The organism is Streptomyces gamaensis, assembly GCF_042656465.1.
Taxonomy (GTDB): domain Bacteria; phylum Actinomycetota; class Actinomycetes; order Streptomycetales; family Streptomycetaceae; genus Streptomyces; species Streptomyces gamaensis.
Window position 1 is genome coordinate 295,291 of the sequence record NZ_JBHSPB010000009.1, and the last position, 16,779, is coordinate 312,069.

Genomic DNA, 16,779 nt, shown 5'->3' on the forward strand with positions numbered 1-16,779 from the left:
TTCACAGCCTCACAGCTGCCGCGCGACCTCCGTCGCCCAGTACGTGAGGATCATGTTCGCGCCCGCGCGGCGGATGCCCGTGAGGGTCTCCATGATCGCCTTGTCGCGGTCGATCCAGCCGTTCGCGGCGGCCGCCTCGATCATCGCGTACTCGCCGCTGATCTGGTACGCCGCCACCGGCACGGCGACGGACTCGGCGACCTTGGCGAGGATGTCGAGGTAGGGCAGGGCCGGCTTGACCATGACCATGTCGGCGCCCTCGGCGAGGTCGAGGGCGAGCTCGCGCAGGGCCTCGCGGGCGTTGGCCGGGTCCTGCTGGTAGGTCTTGCGGTCGCCCTTGAGCGAGGAGCCCACCGCCTCGCGGAAGGGCCCGTAGAAGGCCGAGGAGTACTTCGCGGTGTAGGCGAGGACCGCGACGTCCTCGTGCCCGGTCTGGTCCAGCGCGTCGCGGATGACGCCGACCTGACCGTCCATCATGCCGCTGGGGCCCACCACGTGGACGCCCGCGTCGGCCTGGACCTGCGCCATCTCGGCGTAGCGCTCCAGGGTCGCGTCGTTGTCGACGCGGCCGGCGGCGTCCAGCACTCCGCAGTGGCCGTGGTCGGTGTACTCGTCCAGGCACAGGTCGCTCATCACGACCAGCTCGTCGCCGACCTCGGCCCGCACCTGGCGGACGGCCTCCTGCAGGATGCCGTCCGGGTCGGTGCCGGCGCTGCCCAGCGCGTCCTTCTTCGCGTCCTCGGGCACCCCGAAGAGCATGATCCCGCCGACGCCCGCGGCGACGGCCTCGACGGCCGCCTTGCGCAGCGTGTCCAGGGTGTGCTGGACGACGCCCGGCATGGCCGCGATCGGCACGGGCTCGCCGATGCCCTCCCGCACGAAGGCGGGCAGGATCAGCTCGGCCGGGTGCAGCCGGGTCTCGGCGACCATGCGGCGCATGGCCGGGGTGGTGCGCAGCCGCCGGGGACGGCTGCCGGGGAACGTTCCGTACGTGCTCAACTGCGTGCCCTTCTGCGCGATCCGGGCCGCCGCTCGCTCGGCCGGGTCACCGGGTCGCCGGCCTCCAGGGCCGCGTCCCGGCGGGCCGCGCCGAACTCCGCGAGCGCCTCGGCGAGTTTGTGCACCGAGGGCTCGGGCGACAGCACATCCACCCGCAGGCCGTGCTCCTCCGCGGTCTTCGCGGTGGCCGGTCCGATGCAGGCGATGACGGTGACATTGTGCGGCTTGCCGGCGATGCCGACGAGGTTCCGCACGGTGGAGGAGGAGGTGAACAGCACGGCGTCGAAACCGCCGCCCTTGATCGCCTCGCGGGTCTCGGCCGGCGGCGGCGAGGCCCGTACGGTGCGGTAGGCGGTGACGTCGTCGACCTCCCAGCCCAGCTCGATCAGGCCCGCCACCAGGGTCTCGGTGGCGATGTCGGCGCGCGGCAGGAAGACGCGGTCGATCGGGTCGAAGACCGGGTCGTAGGGCGGCCAGTCCTCCAGCAGGCCGGCGGCCGACTGCTCGCCGCTGGGCACCAGGTCGGGCTTGACGCCGAACTCGACCAGCGACTTCGCGGTCTGCTCGCCGACCGCGGCGACCTTGATGCCGGCGAAGGCGCGGGCGTCGAGCCCGTACTCCTCGAACTTCTCGCGCACCGCCTTGACGGCGTTGACGGAGGTGAAGGCGATCCACTCGTAGCGGCCGGTCACCAGGCCCTTGACGGCGCGCTCCATCTGCTGCGGGGTGCGCGGCGGCTCGACGGCGATGGTGGGCACCTCGTGCGGTACGGCGCCGTAGGAGCGGAGTTGGTCGGAGAGCGAGGCGGCCTGCTCCTTGGTGCGCGGTACGAGCACGTTCCAGCCGAAGAGGGGCTTGGACTCGAACCACGAGAGCCGGTCACGCCGGTCGGCGGCGCCGCGCTCGCCGACCACGGCTATCACCGGCTGCGCGCCGTCGGCGGCGGGCAGCACCTTGGCGGCCTTGAGGACCTGCGCGAGGGTGCCGAGGGTGGCGGTCCAGGTGCGCTGGCGGGTGGTGGTACCGGCGATCGTGACGGTCATCGGCGTGGCGGCGTCCCGGCCGGCGGCGACCAGTTCGCCCGCGGCCGCGACGACCGAGTCGAGGGTGGTGGAGACGACCGCGGTGGCCTCGCTCGCGCCGACCTCGCTCCAGCAGGTCGCGTCGGCACTACGGGCGTCGACGAAGCGGACGTCCCCGCCCTTGCCGTCGCGCAGCGGCACCCCGGCGTAGGCGGGCACGCCCACGGCCGTGGCGACGCCCGGCACCACCTCGAAGGTGATGCCCCCGTCGGCGCAGGCCAGCATCTCCTCGGCGGCGTTGCCGTCGAGGCCGGGGTCGCCGAGGACGGCACGCACGACCCGCCTGCCGCCGCGTGCGGCCGTCATGACAAGATTGGCGGTGTCCCGAAGGACCGGTACTTCGGGCAGCCCGACGGTTTTTGATGACTCGTCAGTAACCGTCTGAGCAGGCATGTCCACAGTGGCACGCGCGTGCGCGCGCACCACGTCGAGCACCTGCGGGTCCGCGATCAGGACATCGGCGGACGCGAGGGCCTCCACGGCACGCAGCGTCAGCAGTCCCGGGTCTCCGGGTCCGGCCCCCAGGAAGGTGACCTGTCCGGGCGCGGTGTGGTTCGGGGCGTTGGGGTTCAATGTGCTCGCTCCCCCATAAGACCGGCCGCGCCCTTGTCGAGCATCGCGGCGGCGAGCTCGCGGCCCATGGCCACGGCTTCCTCGCCCGACGACGGCACGGGACCGGTGGTGGACAGCTGCACCAGCGTCTTGCCGTCGACTGTGCCGACGACACCCCGCAGGCGCATTTCGGTGACTTGCCCGTCGGCCAGAAGGTCGGCCAGCGCTCCCACGGGAGCGGAACAGCCGGCCTCCAGGGCGGCGAGCAGGGAACGCTCGGCGGTCACGGCGGCCCGCGTGTACGGGTCGTCGAGCTCGGCGAGCGTCGCGGCGAGGGGTGCGTTGGTCGCTGCGCACTCGATCGCCAGGGCCCCCTGGCCGGGGGCGGGCAAAACATGGTCCGGCGCGAGGAGTTCACTCACGTCCGCGAGCCGGCCGATACGGGTGAGGCCGGCGGCGGCCAGCACCACGGCGTCCAGCTCCCCGCTCGCGACGAAGCCGAGGCGGGTGTCGATGTTGCCGCGGATCGGCACGGTCTCGATGTCCTTGCCGAGCTCCCGCGCCCACGCGTTGAGCTGCGCCATGCGGCGCGGCGAACCGGTGCCGACCCGGGCGCCCGCCGGAAGCTGCGCGAAGGTCAGCCCGTCGCGCGCGACCAGCGCGTCGCGCGGGTCCTCGCGGCGCGGGATCGCGGCGAGCGCCAGCTCCTCGGGCTGCCCGGTGGGCAGGTCCTTCAGGGAGTGCACCGCGAAGTCGATGTCGCCCGCGAGCAGCGCGTCGCGCAGCGCCGAGACGAACACCCCGGTGCCACCGATCTGCGCGAGGTGCTCGCGCGAGACATCGCCGTAGGTGGTGATCTCCACCAGCTCGACCGGACGTCCGGTCAACTCCCGCACGGCCTGCGCCACTTGACCGGACTGGGCCATGGCGAGCTTGCTGCGGCGGGTACCGAGCCGCAGCGGGGTCTGGGTGTCGTTCATGCCGGCTCCGCGGAGGGGTTGTGCCGATCGGCCCGGCTGACGGCGGCCACCGCCCGCGGGTCGAGGTCGAAGAGTTCCCGCAGCGCGTCGGCGTAACCGGCGCCGCCCGGGGTGGACGCGAGCTCCTTGACGCGCACGGTCGGCGCGTGCAGGAGCTTGTCGACGACGCGGCGGACCGTCTGGACGATCTCCGCGCGCTGCTTGTCGTCGAGACCGGGCAGCCGGCCCTCCAGCCGGGCCACCTCGGAGGCGACGACGTCGGCGGCCATGGTGCGCAGGGCGACCACGGTCGGGGTGATGTGGGCGGCCCGCTGCGCGGCACCGAAGGCGGCGACCTCGTCGGCGACGATGGAGCGCACCCGGTCGACATCGGCGGCCATGGGACCCGCCGACGGAGTCGGCTGATCGGACCCAGCCGCGGACGCCGTGGCGAGCGACTCGATGTCGACGAGGCGGGCACCGGCCAGGCCGTGCACGGCGGCGTCGATGTCGCGGGGCATCGCGAGGTCGAGCAGGGCGAGCGGGGCGGCGGCACCGTCCGGGCACGCCTCGTCGACGGCGCAGACGTCCCCGGCGGCGGCGCGGGCGGCGAGCGCGGTCCGTATCGCCTCGGCGGTCAGGACCAGGCCCGTCGCGCCCGTACAGGAGACGACGACGTCCGCGCGGGCCAGCTCCGCGCCGACCCCGGACATCTCCACGGCCTCGGCGCTCGGGCCGGGCGCGCCCGCGCCGCCCGCCTCGGTGAGGATCGCGGCGAGCCGGGCGGCCCGCTCCAGGGTGCGGTTGGCGATCGCGACGTGGGCCACGCCCGCGCGCGCGAGCGTCGCCGCCGCGAGCGAGGACATCGAGCCCGCGCCGATGACGAGCGCGCGCTTGCCCGCCGCCCAGCCGGCGACGTCCGCGCCCTCGGCGAGCTGCTCCAGGCCGAAGGAGACCAGCGACTGGCCGGCCTTGTCGATGCCGGTCTCGCTGTGGGCGCGCTTGCCGACCCGCAGGGCCTGCTGGAACAGGTCGTTCAGCAGCCGGCCCGCGGTGTGCAGCTCCTGGCCGAGCGCGAGCGCGTCCTTGATCTGGCCGAGGATCTGGCCCTCGCCGACGACCATCGAGTCCAGCCCGCAGGCCACCGAGAACAGGTGGTGGACGGCCCGGTCCTCGTAGTGCACGTACAGGTGCGGGGTCAGCTCCTCCAGGCCCACGCCCGAGTGCCGGGCGAGGAGCGTGGACAGCTCGGCGACACCGGCGTGGAACTTGTCCACGTCGGCGTACAGCTCGATGCGGTTGCAGGTGGCGAGCACCGTCGCCTCGGTGGCGGGCTCCGCCGCGAGGGCCGCGCGCGCGAGCGCGATCTGTTCCTCGCGCGCGAGGGAGGCCCGCTCCAGCACGCTCACCGGCGCGCTGCGGTGGCTCAGTCCGACGACAAGAAGACTCATGCCGGCATCACGGCGGGTACGTCCCCGTCGGGTCCCTTTCTGCCGGCCGCGGCCGCCGGGGCGACCGGGGACGGCGCGGTGGCGGGAGCGGCGGACACCGCCGGGGCGGGCGGTACGCTCCCGGGCTCCTCGCCGGCCTTGCGCTGCTCGTGGAAGGCGAGGATCTGCAGCTCGATGGAGAGGTCGACCTTGCGGACGTCCACCCCGTCGGGCACGGAGAGCACCGTGGGCGCGAAGTTCAGGATCGAGGTGACCCCGGCCGCCACGAGCCGGTCGCACACCTGCTGGGCGGCGCCCGCCGGGGTCGCGATGACGCCGATGGACACCCCGTTGTCCCGGATGATCGATTCGAGCTCGTCGGTGTGCCGCACGGGCAGCCCGGCGACGGGCTTGCCGGTCATGGCCGGATCGGCGTCGATGAGCGCCGCGACGCGGAAGCCGCGCGAGGCGAAACCGCCGTAGTTGGCCAGCGCGGCGCCGAGGTTGCCGATACCGACGATGACGACCGGCCAGTCCTGGGTCAGGCCGAGCTCGCGGGAGATCTGGTAGACGAGGTACTCGACGTCGTAGCCGACCCCGCGCGTGCCGTACGAGCCGAGGTAGCTGAAGTCCTTGCGCAGCTTCGCGGAGTTGACGCCCGCCGCGGTCGCGAGCTCCTCGGAGGAGACCGTGGGCACCGAGCGCTCGGAGAGCGCGGTCAGTGCCCGCAGGTACAGCGGGAGCCGGGCGACGGTGGCCTCGGGGATCCCTCGGCTTCGGGTCGCCGGTCGGTGAGTTCGGCCAGTTGCCACGGTGCTCCTGCGGGTAGAGCGGGGCTGCGGGCGGCGCCTCGTCCCAGGACCGCCCCGTCGAACGCAGGCTATGCCTTTGTGAACGCGTGCACAAAGATGGTGTCCATTTTGTCCCGGCAAAGTGACCGGTGTCACGCGCCCTTTCGGCCCGGTTCGGGAACTAAAGAGCGGGGCGCCTCGACCGTCACACAGGCCACACGCACCCCAGCGGAGCGTAGACGGGGACACGGGCGCTCACTCCTCACGCTGTACCCCCGGACACGAACAAATCGCCCCCGATGGTAGTCGACTCAGGCATCCATTCCGGCCGCCACAGGGGGCGGCACAATGGCGGCATGAGCCCCCTCCTGCGCCGTCGCGCCCGCAAAAACCCCGCCGACAGCACGGTCACCCTGATCGGCAGACCCGGCTGCCACCTGTGCGACGCGGCCGAGGCCGAGATCGTGAAGGTCTGCTCGGAGCTCGGCGCCTCCTGGGAGAAGAAGGACATCACCCAGGACGAGGAGCTGTACCGCCTGTACTGGGAGCAGATCCCGGTCATCCTCGTCGACGGCGCCCAGCACGACTTCTGGCGGGTGAATCCGGACCGGCTGCGCAAGGCCCTCGGCGCCTGACCACTCCCGGCGGTTCCGCAACAAAGACCACCGCGAATCCGTACGGACCGGACAGCAAGTCACCAGAACGTAGCCGGAAGTTCACACCTCACCACCGGTCCGGCGCCCTCCACCCCGAACAAAATGACTATGCTCGCGCTATGGCCCTCCCGTCGCCCGACCACCACCCCGGCAGGAGTCCCTTCGGGACGCGTTCTCGATGGGGATGGTTCACTCGGGGCCGCCGCCCCGCCACGGCCCGCAGCGTGCTCGCGGGCGAGGCCGCCGCCGAGGCAGCCCGCAAGTCCGCTCAGCAGCACGACGCGGGCGAAGAGGACACCACGGGCGCGCCCGCCCAGGAGCCGGACTTCCCCGTCGTCGGGGACACCAGGGCCGCCGCCTTCTTCGACCTCGACAACACGGTCATGCAGGGCGCCTCGCTCTTCCACTTCGGCCGCGGCCTGTACAAGCGCCACTTCTTCCACAAGCGCGACCTCGCCCGCTTCGTCTGGCAGCAGATCTACTTCCGTGTCGCGGGCGAGCACCCCGACCACGTCGAGGACGCCCGCGACAGCGCCCTGTCCATCGTCAAGGGCCACCGCGTCTCCGAGCTGATGACCCTCGGCGAGGAGATCTACGACGAGTACATGGCCGAGCGGATCTGGGCCGGCACCCGCGCGCTCGCCCAGGCCCACCTGGACGCCGGGCAGAAGGTCTGGCTCGTCACCGCCGCCCCCGTCGAGGCCGCGACCATCATCGCCCGCCGGCTCGGGCTGACCGGCGCGCTCGGCACGGTCGCCGAGTCCATCGGCGGCGTCTACACCGGCCGTCTGGTGGGCGAGCCGCTGCACGGCCCCGCGAAGGCCGAGGCCGTCCGCGCCCTGGCCGGCGCCGAGGGCCTGGACCTCGCGCGCTGCGCCGCCTACAGCGACTCCGCCAACGACATCCCGATGCTCTCGCTCGTCGGCCACCCGTGCGCCGTCAACCCGGACGGCAGGCTCACCAAGCACGCCCGCGAGCACGGCTGGCGGCTGCGCGACTACCGTACGGGCCGCAAGGCCGTGCGGATCGGCATCCCCGCGGCGGCGGGCCTGGGGGCGCTCGCGGGCGGCACGGCCGCCGCGATCGCGCTGCACCGGCGCCGGCGCTGACCGAACTCGCGCTCGTCAACACCCGGCGCGCCAGGACCGATTGATTTCGGCCACCGGTATCCCGCCCCCCACCAGGGGGACATCACCACAGTCCGTAACCGGTGCTCACTCTCAGGCAATCCTGTCGTCATACCCTCACACGGCTCCCGACAGTCCTCCCCCGTCCGGATTGCCACAACACGCTGCCCATTCGGCCACACCAGAGCCAAATTCGGTCAACTTCCTTTCAGGGTTCGATATTTGATCGATCTCCAATCGGTAAGAGTCCGAACGGAAACGATGATTTGAGCAACTCGGTGTAGTGCTGCCTGTACGAAGCGTTATTCTCCTCAGACGCAAACCGGTACCTCCTTGTCCCTACGACGAGTGAACGGTCCCGTACTGCACGTGATGGAAGCTCTGCCTCTGGGAGTCCCGTGTACCCACACGTCGGGGTTGACGCCTCGGGCCTGGCTACGCTGCGCGCAACGGTCCTGGACCGGCTGCGCGGCTTCGTCCCCACCGCGTACGCCGTCCCTGCCTTCGCCACGCCCGTCCCCGCAGGAGGTCCCGTCGGCCCCTGCTACGCCCTCGCCGAGGGCAGCGCGGCCGTGGGCAGACGAGCCGCCCGCCGCGGGACCGGGGCGGGCGCGCCCCCGGCCGGGACGGCGAGCGCCACGGGCTCCGCGGCCGCCACGCGCCGTCCCAGCGCGGACAGCGACAGCGCCCGGATGCTGGATCTGGTCGAGCGCGCCCAGGCCGGCGAGGCCGAGGCCTTCGGCCGCCTCTACGACCAGTACGCCGACACCGTCTACCGCTACATCTACTACCGGGTGGGCGGCCGGGCCACGGCCGAGGACCTCACCAGCGAGACGTTCCTGCGCGCCCTGCGCCGCATCGGCACCTTCACCTGGCAGGGCCGCGACTTCGGCGCCTGGCTCGTGACCATCGCCCGCAACCTCGTCGCCGACCACTTCAAGTCCTCGCGCTTCCGGCTGGAGGTCACCACCGGCGAGATGCTCGACGCCAACGAGGTCGAGCGCAGCCCCGAGGACTCCGTCCTCGAATCCCTTTCCAACGCTGCCCTGTTGGAGGCGGTGCGCAAGCTCAATCCCCAGCAGCAGGAGTGCGTGACCCTGCGCTTCCTGCAGGGCCTGTCGGTCGCCGAGACCGCCCGGGTCATGGGCAAGAACGAGGGCGCCATCAAGACCCTGCAGTACCGGGCGGTCCGCACCCTGGCCCGCCTCCTGCCCGACGACGCCCGCTGAGCCCCACCGACCCCCGCGCGCACCCCCTCGACCCCGGCTTCCCACGGCCCCGGCAGGGCCCTTTCGAGCAGCCTCGGCGGGGCCCTTTCGAGGACGCCCCGCACCCCGTCACTCACCCGCGGTCACATCCTCCGGCCCGCGTAACCCGGCTGCCGCGCCCGTCGTTGTGCGGGATGCAGACTTCCTGCGGTCGCGCCCATGCCCGTCATTCACTCACTCGATCGAGTGGATGCGCTCCTGGCGTGCAACCCTCCCGGTTTCAGGGAAGTCGACCGTCATGACGAGAGGAGGTGCCGCCCTGTGATCGCGAACGTATCCGCGCACCGGCGGGCGAACGCCTTCGCCGCGGCCCTGGAGGAGAAGGAACTCCAGGACCCGGCAGCCGCACAGCCCGGCCCGGCGGCACACAACGCCGAGCAGGAACGGCTGTTGACCCTCGCGGGAGGGCTCGGCGCGATCCCCGCGCCCGAGCTCGACCCCGAGGTCCGCACCGTGCAGCGGGCCCAGCTGGTCGCCGCGATGGAGAGCCTCGCGGCGGGCGGCGAGGGCGGCGTCCCGGAGCAGCGCTCCGGCCGCGGCGCCCACCGCGCCCTCAGCCGGCTCCGCCCGCGCTCCCGCTGGTCCAAGGGGCTCGCGGCCGGCGGGCTGACGGTGGGGGTGGCGGCGGGCGCCTTCGGCGGCGTCGCCGCCGCGAGCGCCGGCGCCCTGCCCGGCGACACGCTCTACGGGCTCAAGCGCGGCATGGAGGATCTCCGCCTCGGCATGGCCGACGACGACTCCGCCCGCGGCGGGCTGCTGCTGGACCAGGCGGCGACCCGGCTGCAGGAGGCGCGCCGGCTGATGGAGCGCGGCCGCTCGGGCCGGCTGGACCACGAGGAGCTGGCCGAGATCCGCAGGACCCTCTTCGGCATGCGGCGTGACGTCTCCGAGGGCCACCGCCTGCTGCACGCCGCCTATGAGCGCGACGGCTCGCTCGACCCCATCCAGCGCCTGTCGTCGTTCGCCGCCTCGCACCGCGAGGGCTGGAGCCGGCTGCGCGACAAGCTCCCGGTCCAGCTCTCCCAGGTGGGCAATGAGGTCAGCTCGGTCCTCAAGGCCATAGACGACGAGGTCGCGCCGCTGAGCTCGCTGCTGACCCCGCACCAGGACAGGCACGGCTCGACCCCCCGGCACGGCACCCCCCACGACGGCACGGGCCGTACGGGCCGCCCCACCGCGCCCTCGACCCCGCCGTCGGCCTCCGACGGCAAGCGCTCCGCCGACGGCCAGGCGCACCCCTCCACCTCCAGCGGCCACGACGAGCACGAGGGCCTCCTCGGTGGTACGGGCCTGCTGCAGCCCCCCTCCGGCAGCGGCAGTTCCGCCCCCGCCGGGCCGACGCACGGCGGCAAGGAGGGCAAGCCGTCCAAGCAGCCGGATGTCACCATCCCGCCGCTCCTGCCGGATCTCCTCCCGGGGCTCGGATTCCACGGAGAAGAGCCCAAATAAGCGAGCCCGGACCAGCGGGCTCAAACAAGCCTGGAACGAGGGCAGTTGTCGAGGTCGGTGTTCTTCACCCCGGCCGGGCCCCACGGCCCGTACCGGTCAGAAGAACACCGACCTCCGCTGTACGAGCAGCTTGTAGAGCGTGTGCTGAATCGTTTCTCGCACCTGGTCGGTGAGGTTGAACATCAGCATCGGGTCGTCCGCCGCCTCCGGCGGATAGCCGTCGGTCGGGATGGGCTCGCCGAACTGGATCGTCCACTTCGTCGGCAGCGGCACCAGCCCCAGCGGGCCGAGCCACGGCCAGCTCGGCGTCAGCGGGAAGTACGGAAAGCCCAGCAGCCGGGCCATCGTCCGCGAGTTGCCGATCATGGGGTAGATCTCCTCGGCGCCCACGATCGAGCACGGCACGATCGGCGCCCCCGCGCGCAGCGCCGTCGAGACGAAGCCGCCCCGCCCGAAGCGCTGCAGCTTGTACCGCTCGGAGAAGGGCTTGCCGATCCCCTTGAACCCCTCCGGCATCACCCCGACCACCTCGCCGCGCTCCAGCAGCCGCTGCGCGTCCTCGGCGCAGGCGAGCGTGTGCCCGAGCTTGCGCGAGATCTCGTTGATCACCGGCAGGACGAAGACCAGGTCCGCGGCGAGCATCCGGATGTGCCGCCCGGCCGGGTGGTGGTCGTGCACCGCGACCTGGAGCATCAGACCGTCGATCGGCAGCGTCCCCGAGTGGTTGGCGACGACCAGCGCCGCGCCCTTGTCCGGGATGTTCTCCAGGCCCTTCACCTCGACCCGGAAGTACTTCTCGTAGAAGGGCCGGAGCGCGGACATCACGACCTGCTCGGTGAGCTCCTCGTCGTAGCCGAACTCGTCGACCTCGTACTCACCGGTGACCCGCCGCCGCAGGAAGTTCAGCCCCTGGGCCAGCCGGTGCTCCCAGCCGCCCTCCTCACCCTGCTTCCCGGCGATCTCGGCCGGAACCGGCTGCTCGGCCACGGCCGGCTCTTCCTCGCGGTGCTGCGGCGCGGCGTGCGCCACGGCCGCCCCGACCGCCGCGATCGGCGTCGCCGGCCGGTCCGTACGGCCCCGGGGGACGCGCCGGCCCCGTCGCTTGGCCCGCGGTTCCTCACCGAACGGGATGACCTTCGCATCCGCCATGGTGGGTGCGCTCCTCAGTTCTGGCCACGGCCGGCAGGCAGTGCCGCGGCGATCCGGTCGACGGTACGGGCGAGGGTCTGCGGCGGCAGCAGCCCGGGGCCACGGCTGTGCGCGAAGTCCGCGAAAGCCCCCGCGGTCGTGTAGCGGGGTTCGAAGCCCAGCGTCTCGCGCATCTGGGTGGTGCTGACGACCCGGCCGTGGGTGAGCAGCCGCAGCTGCTCCGGCGAGAAGTCCAGCGCGCCGACGGAACGCAGCGCGGCGCCGGCCCAGGTGACGGTGGGCAGCAGCAGGGGCAGAGTGGGCCGGCCGAGCCGGCGGGCGGCCTGCGAGAGCAGCAGCACGCCGTCACCCGCGATGTTGAAGGTGCCGCTGTTGAGGGTGGCGCGGCGCGGCTCCCCGGCGGCGATGCGCAGCACCTCCAGCACGTCGTCCTCGTGGACGAACTGCAGCCGCGGGTCGAAGCCGAGGACCGTGGGCAGCACGGGCAGCGAGAAGTACTCCGCGAGCGGCGAATCGGCGTGCGGCCCGAGGATGTTGGCGAATCTCAGCACGCACACGGCGACGTCGGGGCGGCGCCGCGCGAAACCGCGCACGTACCCCTCGACCTCGACGACGTCCTTGGCGAAACCGCCGCTGGGCAGCGACTTGGGCGGGGTGGTCTCCGCGAAGACCGCGGGGTCGCGGGGCGCGGAACCGTAGACGTGAGTGCTGGACTTCACCACGAGCCGCCGGACCGAGGGGGTCTTCTGGCAGGCGCCGAGCAGCTGCATGGTGCCGATGACGTTGGTCTCCTTGACCACGGACCGGCTGCCGCGCTTGCCCAGAGCGGTGCCGTTGACATCCATGTGGACGACCGTGTCCACGCCTTGTTCGGCCAATACCCGGGCGATCGCGGGATGGCGGATGTCCGCCCGTAGGAATTCGGCCCGGCCGAGATCGTGCTCGGGAGGCACCGCGTCCACCCCGATGACCCGATCGACATCGGGCTCGCGCTGGACGCGGCGGACGAAACGGCCCGCCAGCTGCCGTGCGGCTCCGGTGACGAGCACGACCTTGCCCAAGATCAGCGCCTTCCTTCCCAGCCCTTGCCCGGATTGCCCGTATCACTCGGGTCACGCGGCCCGGCTCCACGAGTGGTGCTGTCGCGGCCACCGTAGCGGTTCGTTGTTGCGCTGTGACGACCGGCCGACGCGCGGAGCGACATTTCAAGCCGTAGCGAAGGATTTACTCACCGCTACCCGGCCTGGGGCCGCCGTGGGGTCACGACACGTCGGGACGTCCCCCCGACGCACCGCAGCCCTCCCACCGATGGACGGCGGGAGGGCTGCGGGACGTTCACAGCGGCGCTGCTTACTTCTTGTTGCGACGCTGCACACGCGTGCGCTTGAGCAGCTTGCGGTGCTTCTTCTTGGCCATCCGCTTGCGCCGCTTCTTGATAACAGAGCCCACGACTACCCTCGCTTACATCGAATCACTCGGTGCGGGGCGTCCGAGCCCACACGACCTACATCGGGCCAGCCTACCCGCCACCGCGCGATCAGCGTAATCCGGGGCTCCCGTCAGGCTGTTTCCACCCCCACGAAGGATTCCCGGAGGTACTCGTGCACCGCTTGCTCTGGGACCCGGAAGGACCTCCCCACCCGGATCGCCGGCAGATGACCGCTGTGCACCAAGCGGTACACGGTCATCTTGGACACCCGCATCACCGCGGCGACCTCCGCCACGGTCAGGAACACGACCTCGTTGAGAGGCCTTTCGCCAGCAGCCATGACACACCTGAACCTTCCGCACATGACGCGCACCGGCTTCCCCTCCGGTGACTCCTCGTCGCTGCGCGCTCACTCCCCAGGTTAGGGGCGGGTGATGCGAGTGGGGAAGAGGAGCAGCCATCGGCCGCCTACTGTGACAGACACGCTCGATTGAGTACATAGCGAGTAAGCGGTCGGTAGTAATCAGACCGCACAGCGTCATCAAGCGGAACGACCACGGACACCCGCCCCTCGGCCTGCCCGACGAACGGCGCGGGGTCGTCCGAGTCCGCCAGCCCGATGGCCTCAATACCCAGCTGACCTGCCCCGCAGACCCAGCCGTGGTCCCCGACGACCAGCGCCGGAAGGGGTCCTCGACCCTCCATCGCCACCGTCAGCGCCACCCGAAGCGGGAGCGGGGAATGCGTATGTACGCCCGGCTCATTCGCCCCTCCGCGCGCGCCGGGTTCACGCACCAGCGCGACTCCCCGCACGTAATCAAGGTTGTAGGTACGTACCCCGAACCGGGTCGTTATGTCGACACTTCTGCCCTGCGCCGGGGTGAGCACACTGCATCCCGCCGCCGAGAGCCCCTCGGCCAACCCGGCGTAGAAGCCCAGGAGTCGGTGCGGATGACCCGTGCCGATCAGCACGGGCGCACCGGCCGCGGCCGCCTCCGCGAGCCGGCCGGCGAAGGCGTCGAGCGCCACGAGCGTGCGGTCGGGGTCGATCACGTCCTGCCCCGACGCCTCGTCGGGATCGGCCGAAACTCCGCACCTGCGCCCCATCAGCCGCAGCAACTCACCCACGTGCCAGTCGTGTTCGGGGTCGAGGCCGAGCAACACCCGTGGATCGCGGGCGGCGAACGCGCGGTACCGGCGCAGACTCCGCTCCCGGGGCGTGGCCACGGTCCCGGCGAGACGGGCGGCGAGCAGATGCGCGCGCAGGGCACGGGGGCTCAGCACACCCCCGATGCTGGCGGAATCCCGCCCCTGACACGGGCGTTCAGCGGGCCGGTCCCACGGTCGGCCTAACAGGGGCCCACGTGTACTGACGCACGGTCCGCACCGCCAGCACCCGCACGGCCCCGGTCCGCTGACGCGCCACCGCCCTGACGGGAGCTCACCGCGCCCGGCCGCCGCGCGGCGTGGTGCCGTGCTGTACGGCCCGTACGGCGCCGTACGGGCCGTACGGGCCCGGGGGCCGCGGATACGGCAGGCGCCCCGTACGGACGTCACGGCAGCAGACCGTGCGCGGGGAACACCGCCCGCCGGGTCGCCAGCACCGCCTGGTCGAGCCGGTCCGCCGGGTCGTACCCGCACGCGAAGTCCCGCCACCGCGGCTCCAGACCGTCGGTCATCCGCTGCGGCCCCAACTGCCGTGTGCGCCGGAAGACTTCGGACCGCCACTCCTCCGGCACGGCCGATTCCGGCGGCACCGGGCGGCCGGCGGCGATCGCCACGAGGTGGGTCCAGGAACGCGGCACGACGTCCACGACCGCGTAACCGCCCCCGCCCAGCGCCAGCCACCGGCCGTCCGCGTGCTCGTGCGCCAGGGCGTGGCAGGCCTCCGCCACGGCCCGCTGCGCGTCGAGCGACACCGCGAGATGCGCCAGCGGGTCCTCGAAGTGGGTGTCCGCGCCGTGCTGGGTCACCAGCACCTGCGGCCGGAAAGCCGCCAGCAGCTCCGGCACGACGGCGTGGAACGCCCGCAGCCAGCCGGCGTCCCCGGTGCCCGCGGGCAGCGCCACGTTCACCGCGCAGCCCTCCGCCTTGCCCTCACCGCACTCCTCGGGCCAGCCGGTGCCGGGGAAGAGCGTCCGGGGATGCTCGTGCAGCGAGACGGTCAGCACCCGCGGGTCGTCCCAGAACGCGGCCTGCACCCCGTCCCCGTGGTGCACGTCCACATCGACGTACGCGACCCGCTCGGCGCCCAGTTCGAGGAGCCGGGCAACGGCCAGCGCGGCATCGTTGTAGACGCAGAACCCCGAGGCCGCCGCGGGCCTGGCGTGATGCAGACCGCCCGCGAAGTTCACCGCGTGCAGCGCCTCACCGCGCCACACCGCCTCGGCCGCGCCCACCGACTGACCGGCGATCAGCGCGGACACCTCGTGCATGCCCGGGAACGCCGGTACGTCCAGCGTGCCGAGCCCGTAGCCGCCGTCCGCCGACGCCGGGTCGGCGGAGGCGGCGCGTACCGCCGCGACGTAGTCCGGGCGGTGCACCAGACGCAGCGTCGACTCCCCCGCCGGTGGAGCGGCCACCACGTCCAGTGCCCGGTCCAGCCCGTACGCCTCGACCAGCCGCATGGTCAGCGCGAGCCGCACCGGATCCATCGGATGGCCGGGGCCGAAGTCGTAGCCCGTTACCGCCTCGTCCCACATCAGCTGTGCTCGGCCGCTCATGCCCGCCACCGTAGCGGTCCCGCGCAGGGCCCAATGGCCCGGCGGACAAAGGAGTTTGCGGAAACCGGGGAATTCTCCCGGCACCCGCGCGGCGTCGCTGTCGTTGTCGTTGTCGTTGTCGTTGTCACAGCAGATAGCGCAGGACGTCCGTCATCTCCCCGAACAGCCCGGTGGCGCCCGCGAGTCGGTCGCCGGGCATCATCGACGTGAACCCGTAGACGTCCATGCCGGCGGCCACCGCCGCCTGCACTCCGAGCGGACTGTCCTCGACGACCGCGCAGCGCGCCGGGTCCGCCCCCATCGAACGTGCCGCGTGCAGAAAGAGATCGGGCGCCGGCTTGCCCCGGCCGACGTCCTCGGCGCTGAAGATCCATTCTTCTTCGAACCACGAGTCCAGTCCGGTCTTCCGGTGCCCGATTCTGATGCGCTCGTGCGTCCCCGAGGAGGCGACACAGTACGGGACGCCTTCGGCGACGAGTGCTTCGAGGACCTCGACAGCGCCCTTTATCGGCTGGAGGTCACGGGCGAAGGCCGCGAAGACACGGGCGTGGAAGGCCTCGTCGAAGTCGGGCGGCAGTTCCTGCCCGGTCCGTTCCCGGACGAGGTCGTGCACCCGGTGCACGGCGGCGCCCATGTAGTCCCGCAGGGAGTCCTCGAAGGTGGTCGGGTGGCCCAGTTCGGTCAGATAGCCGGCGAGGATCGCGTTGGAGATCGGCTCACTGTCGACGAGGACGCCGTCGTTGTCGAAGATGACGAGGTCGTAGCGCATGGCGCCACCCTAAACGCAAAAAGGCCGTGGGTCCCGGACAGAAATCCGGGACCCACGGCCCCAACAATAGCTCGGCGGCGTCCTACTCTCCCACACGGTCCCCCATGCAGTACCATCGGCGCTGAAAGGCTTAGCTTCCGGGTTCGGAATGTAACCGGGCGTTTCCCTAACGCTATGACCACCGAAACACTATGAAATTAACCAACCAGCCAACCCCCATCAGACAAGGGGTTGTGTCATGGTCTGTTACTTCAGAACCAACACAGTGAACGCGAGCAACTGAGGACAAGCCCTCGGCCTATTAGTACCGGTCAACTCCACACCTTACGATGCTTCCATATCCGGCCTATCAACCCAGTCGTCTACTGGGAGCCTTACCCCATCAAGTGGGTGGGA

General features: G+C 71.9%; 16 protein-coding genes and 2 rRNA genes. 4 read left to right on the forward strand and 14 right to left on the reverse strand.

All coding sequences use genetic code 11. The features are described from left to right. Positions 1-9: 9 nt before the first annotated feature. From hemB to ACFP1Z_RS17555, 5 genes are read right to left on the reverse strand one after another with little or no spacing between them, the layout of a single operon-like run. Entirely contained in the window at positions 10-999 is a 990-nt protein-coding gene (hemB, locus tag ACFP1Z_RS17535) for a porphobilinogen synthase (RefSeq protein WP_390317322.1), read from the reverse strand. Continuing rightward, the gene (locus ACFP1Z_RS17540) at positions 996-2,654 is read right to left on the reverse strand and encodes a bifunctional uroporphyrinogen-III C-methyltransferase/uroporphyrinogen-III synthase (protein ID WP_390317323.1); all 1,659 of its coding nucleotides are present in this window, start codon (positions 2,652-2,654) and stop codon (positions 996-998) included. Before ACFP1Z_RS17540 ends, hemB begins: the two co-directional genes overlap by 4 nt. Then, positions 2,651-3,613: a hydroxymethylbilane synthase gene (gene hemC / locus ACFP1Z_RS17545; RefSeq protein WP_390317325.1), complete on the reverse strand. Its 963-nt coding sequence runs from the start codon at positions 3,611-3,613 to the stop codon at positions 2,651-2,653. Before hemC ends, ACFP1Z_RS17540 begins: the two co-directional genes overlap by 4 nt. After that, positions 3,610-5,043, reverse strand: coding sequence for a glutamyl-tRNA reductase (locus ACFP1Z_RS17550; protein WP_390317326.1), 1,434 nt, complete (start codon positions 5,041-5,043; stop codon positions 3,610-3,612). The genes hemC and ACFP1Z_RS17550 overlap by 4 nt, the downstream gene beginning before the upstream one ends. Next, positions 5,040-5,834, reverse strand: coding sequence for a redox-sensing transcriptional repressor Rex (locus ACFP1Z_RS17555; RefSeq protein ID WP_390317327.1), 795 nt, complete (start codon positions 5,832-5,834; stop codon positions 5,040-5,042). The genes ACFP1Z_RS17550 and ACFP1Z_RS17555 overlap by 4 nt, the downstream gene beginning before the upstream one ends. A gap of 335 nt (positions 5,835-6,169) precedes the next feature. Between ACFP1Z_RS17555 and ACFP1Z_RS17560 the strand changes: the two genes are divergently transcribed. The 4 genes from ACFP1Z_RS17560 (at position 6,170) to ACFP1Z_RS17575 (ending at position 10,313) form a co-directional block, all read left to right on the forward strand. Beyond that, on the forward strand, positions 6,170-6,448 hold the full coding sequence (locus tag ACFP1Z_RS17560; RefSeq protein ID WP_390317328.1) for a glutaredoxin family protein: 279 nt from the start codon (positions 6,170-6,172) through the stop codon (positions 6,446-6,448). 140 nt (positions 6,449-6,588) lie between these two features. Beyond that, on the forward strand, positions 6,589-7,578 hold the full coding sequence (locus ACFP1Z_RS17565; RefSeq protein ID WP_390317329.1) for an HAD family hydrolase: 990 nt from the start codon (positions 6,589-6,591) through the stop codon (positions 7,576-7,578). A 416-nt stretch (positions 7,579-7,994) separates the two neighbouring features. Then, positions 7,995-8,825: an ECF subfamily RNA polymerase sigma factor, BldN family gene (locus ACFP1Z_RS17570; protein ID WP_390317330.1), complete on the forward strand. Its 831-nt coding sequence runs from the start codon at positions 7,995-7,997 to the stop codon at positions 8,823-8,825. A gap of 300 nt (positions 8,826-9,125) precedes the next feature. Continuing rightward, on the forward strand, positions 9,126-10,313 hold the full coding sequence (locus ACFP1Z_RS17575) for a DUF5667 domain-containing protein (RefSeq protein ID WP_390317331.1): 1,188 nt from the start codon (positions 9,126-9,128) through the stop codon (positions 10,311-10,313). 96 nt (positions 10,314-10,409) lie between these two features. Here ACFP1Z_RS17575 and ACFP1Z_RS17580 read toward each other — a convergent pair whose 3' ends face one another. From ACFP1Z_RS17580 to ACFP1Z_RS17620, 9 genes are all read right to left on the reverse strand, one after another. Further along, entirely contained in the window at positions 10,410-11,462 is a 1,053-nt protein-coding gene (locus ACFP1Z_RS17580) for a lysophospholipid acyltransferase family protein (RefSeq protein ID WP_390317333.1), read from the reverse strand. 14 nt (positions 11,463-11,476) lie between these two features. Next, positions 11,477-12,523, reverse strand: coding sequence for an NAD-dependent epimerase/dehydratase family protein (locus tag ACFP1Z_RS17585; RefSeq protein ID WP_390317334.1), 1,047 nt, complete (start codon positions 12,521-12,523; stop codon positions 11,477-11,479). A gap of 289 nt (positions 12,524-12,812) precedes the next feature. Further along, entirely contained in the window at positions 12,813-12,911 is a 99-nt protein-coding gene (locus ACFP1Z_RS17590; protein ID WP_003948845.1) for a 30S ribosomal protein bS22, read from the reverse strand. A 110-nt stretch (positions 12,912-13,021) separates the two neighbouring features. After that, positions 13,022-13,231, reverse strand: coding sequence for a helix-turn-helix domain-containing protein (locus tag ACFP1Z_RS17595; RefSeq protein ID WP_154080489.1), 210 nt, complete (start codon positions 13,229-13,231; stop codon positions 13,022-13,024). 128 nt (positions 13,232-13,359) lie between these two features. Continuing rightward, positions 13,360-14,175: a phosphatase gene (locus ACFP1Z_RS17600; protein ID WP_390317336.1), complete on the reverse strand. Its 816-nt coding sequence runs from the start codon at positions 14,173-14,175 to the stop codon at positions 13,360-13,362. 269 nt (positions 14,176-14,444) lie between these two features. After that, on the reverse strand, positions 14,445-15,614 hold the full coding sequence (locus tag ACFP1Z_RS17605) for an acetoin utilization protein AcuC (protein ID WP_390317337.1): 1,170 nt from the start codon (positions 15,612-15,614) through the stop codon (positions 14,445-14,447). Positions 15,615-15,738: 124 nt separating this feature from the next. Then, the gene (locus tag ACFP1Z_RS17610) at positions 15,739-16,383 is read right to left on the reverse strand and encodes an HAD family hydrolase (RefSeq protein WP_390317338.1); all 645 of its coding nucleotides are present in this window, start codon (positions 16,381-16,383) and stop codon (positions 15,739-15,741) included. 69 nt (positions 16,384-16,452) lie between these two features. Beyond that, positions 16,453-16,569 (reverse strand): 5S ribosomal RNA (gene rrf, locus ACFP1Z_RS17615). A gap of 95 nt (positions 16,570-16,664) precedes the next feature. After that, positions 16,665-16,779: ribosomal RNA gene (locus tag ACFP1Z_RS17620) — 23S ribosomal RNA — on the reverse strand; the annotation flags it as partial.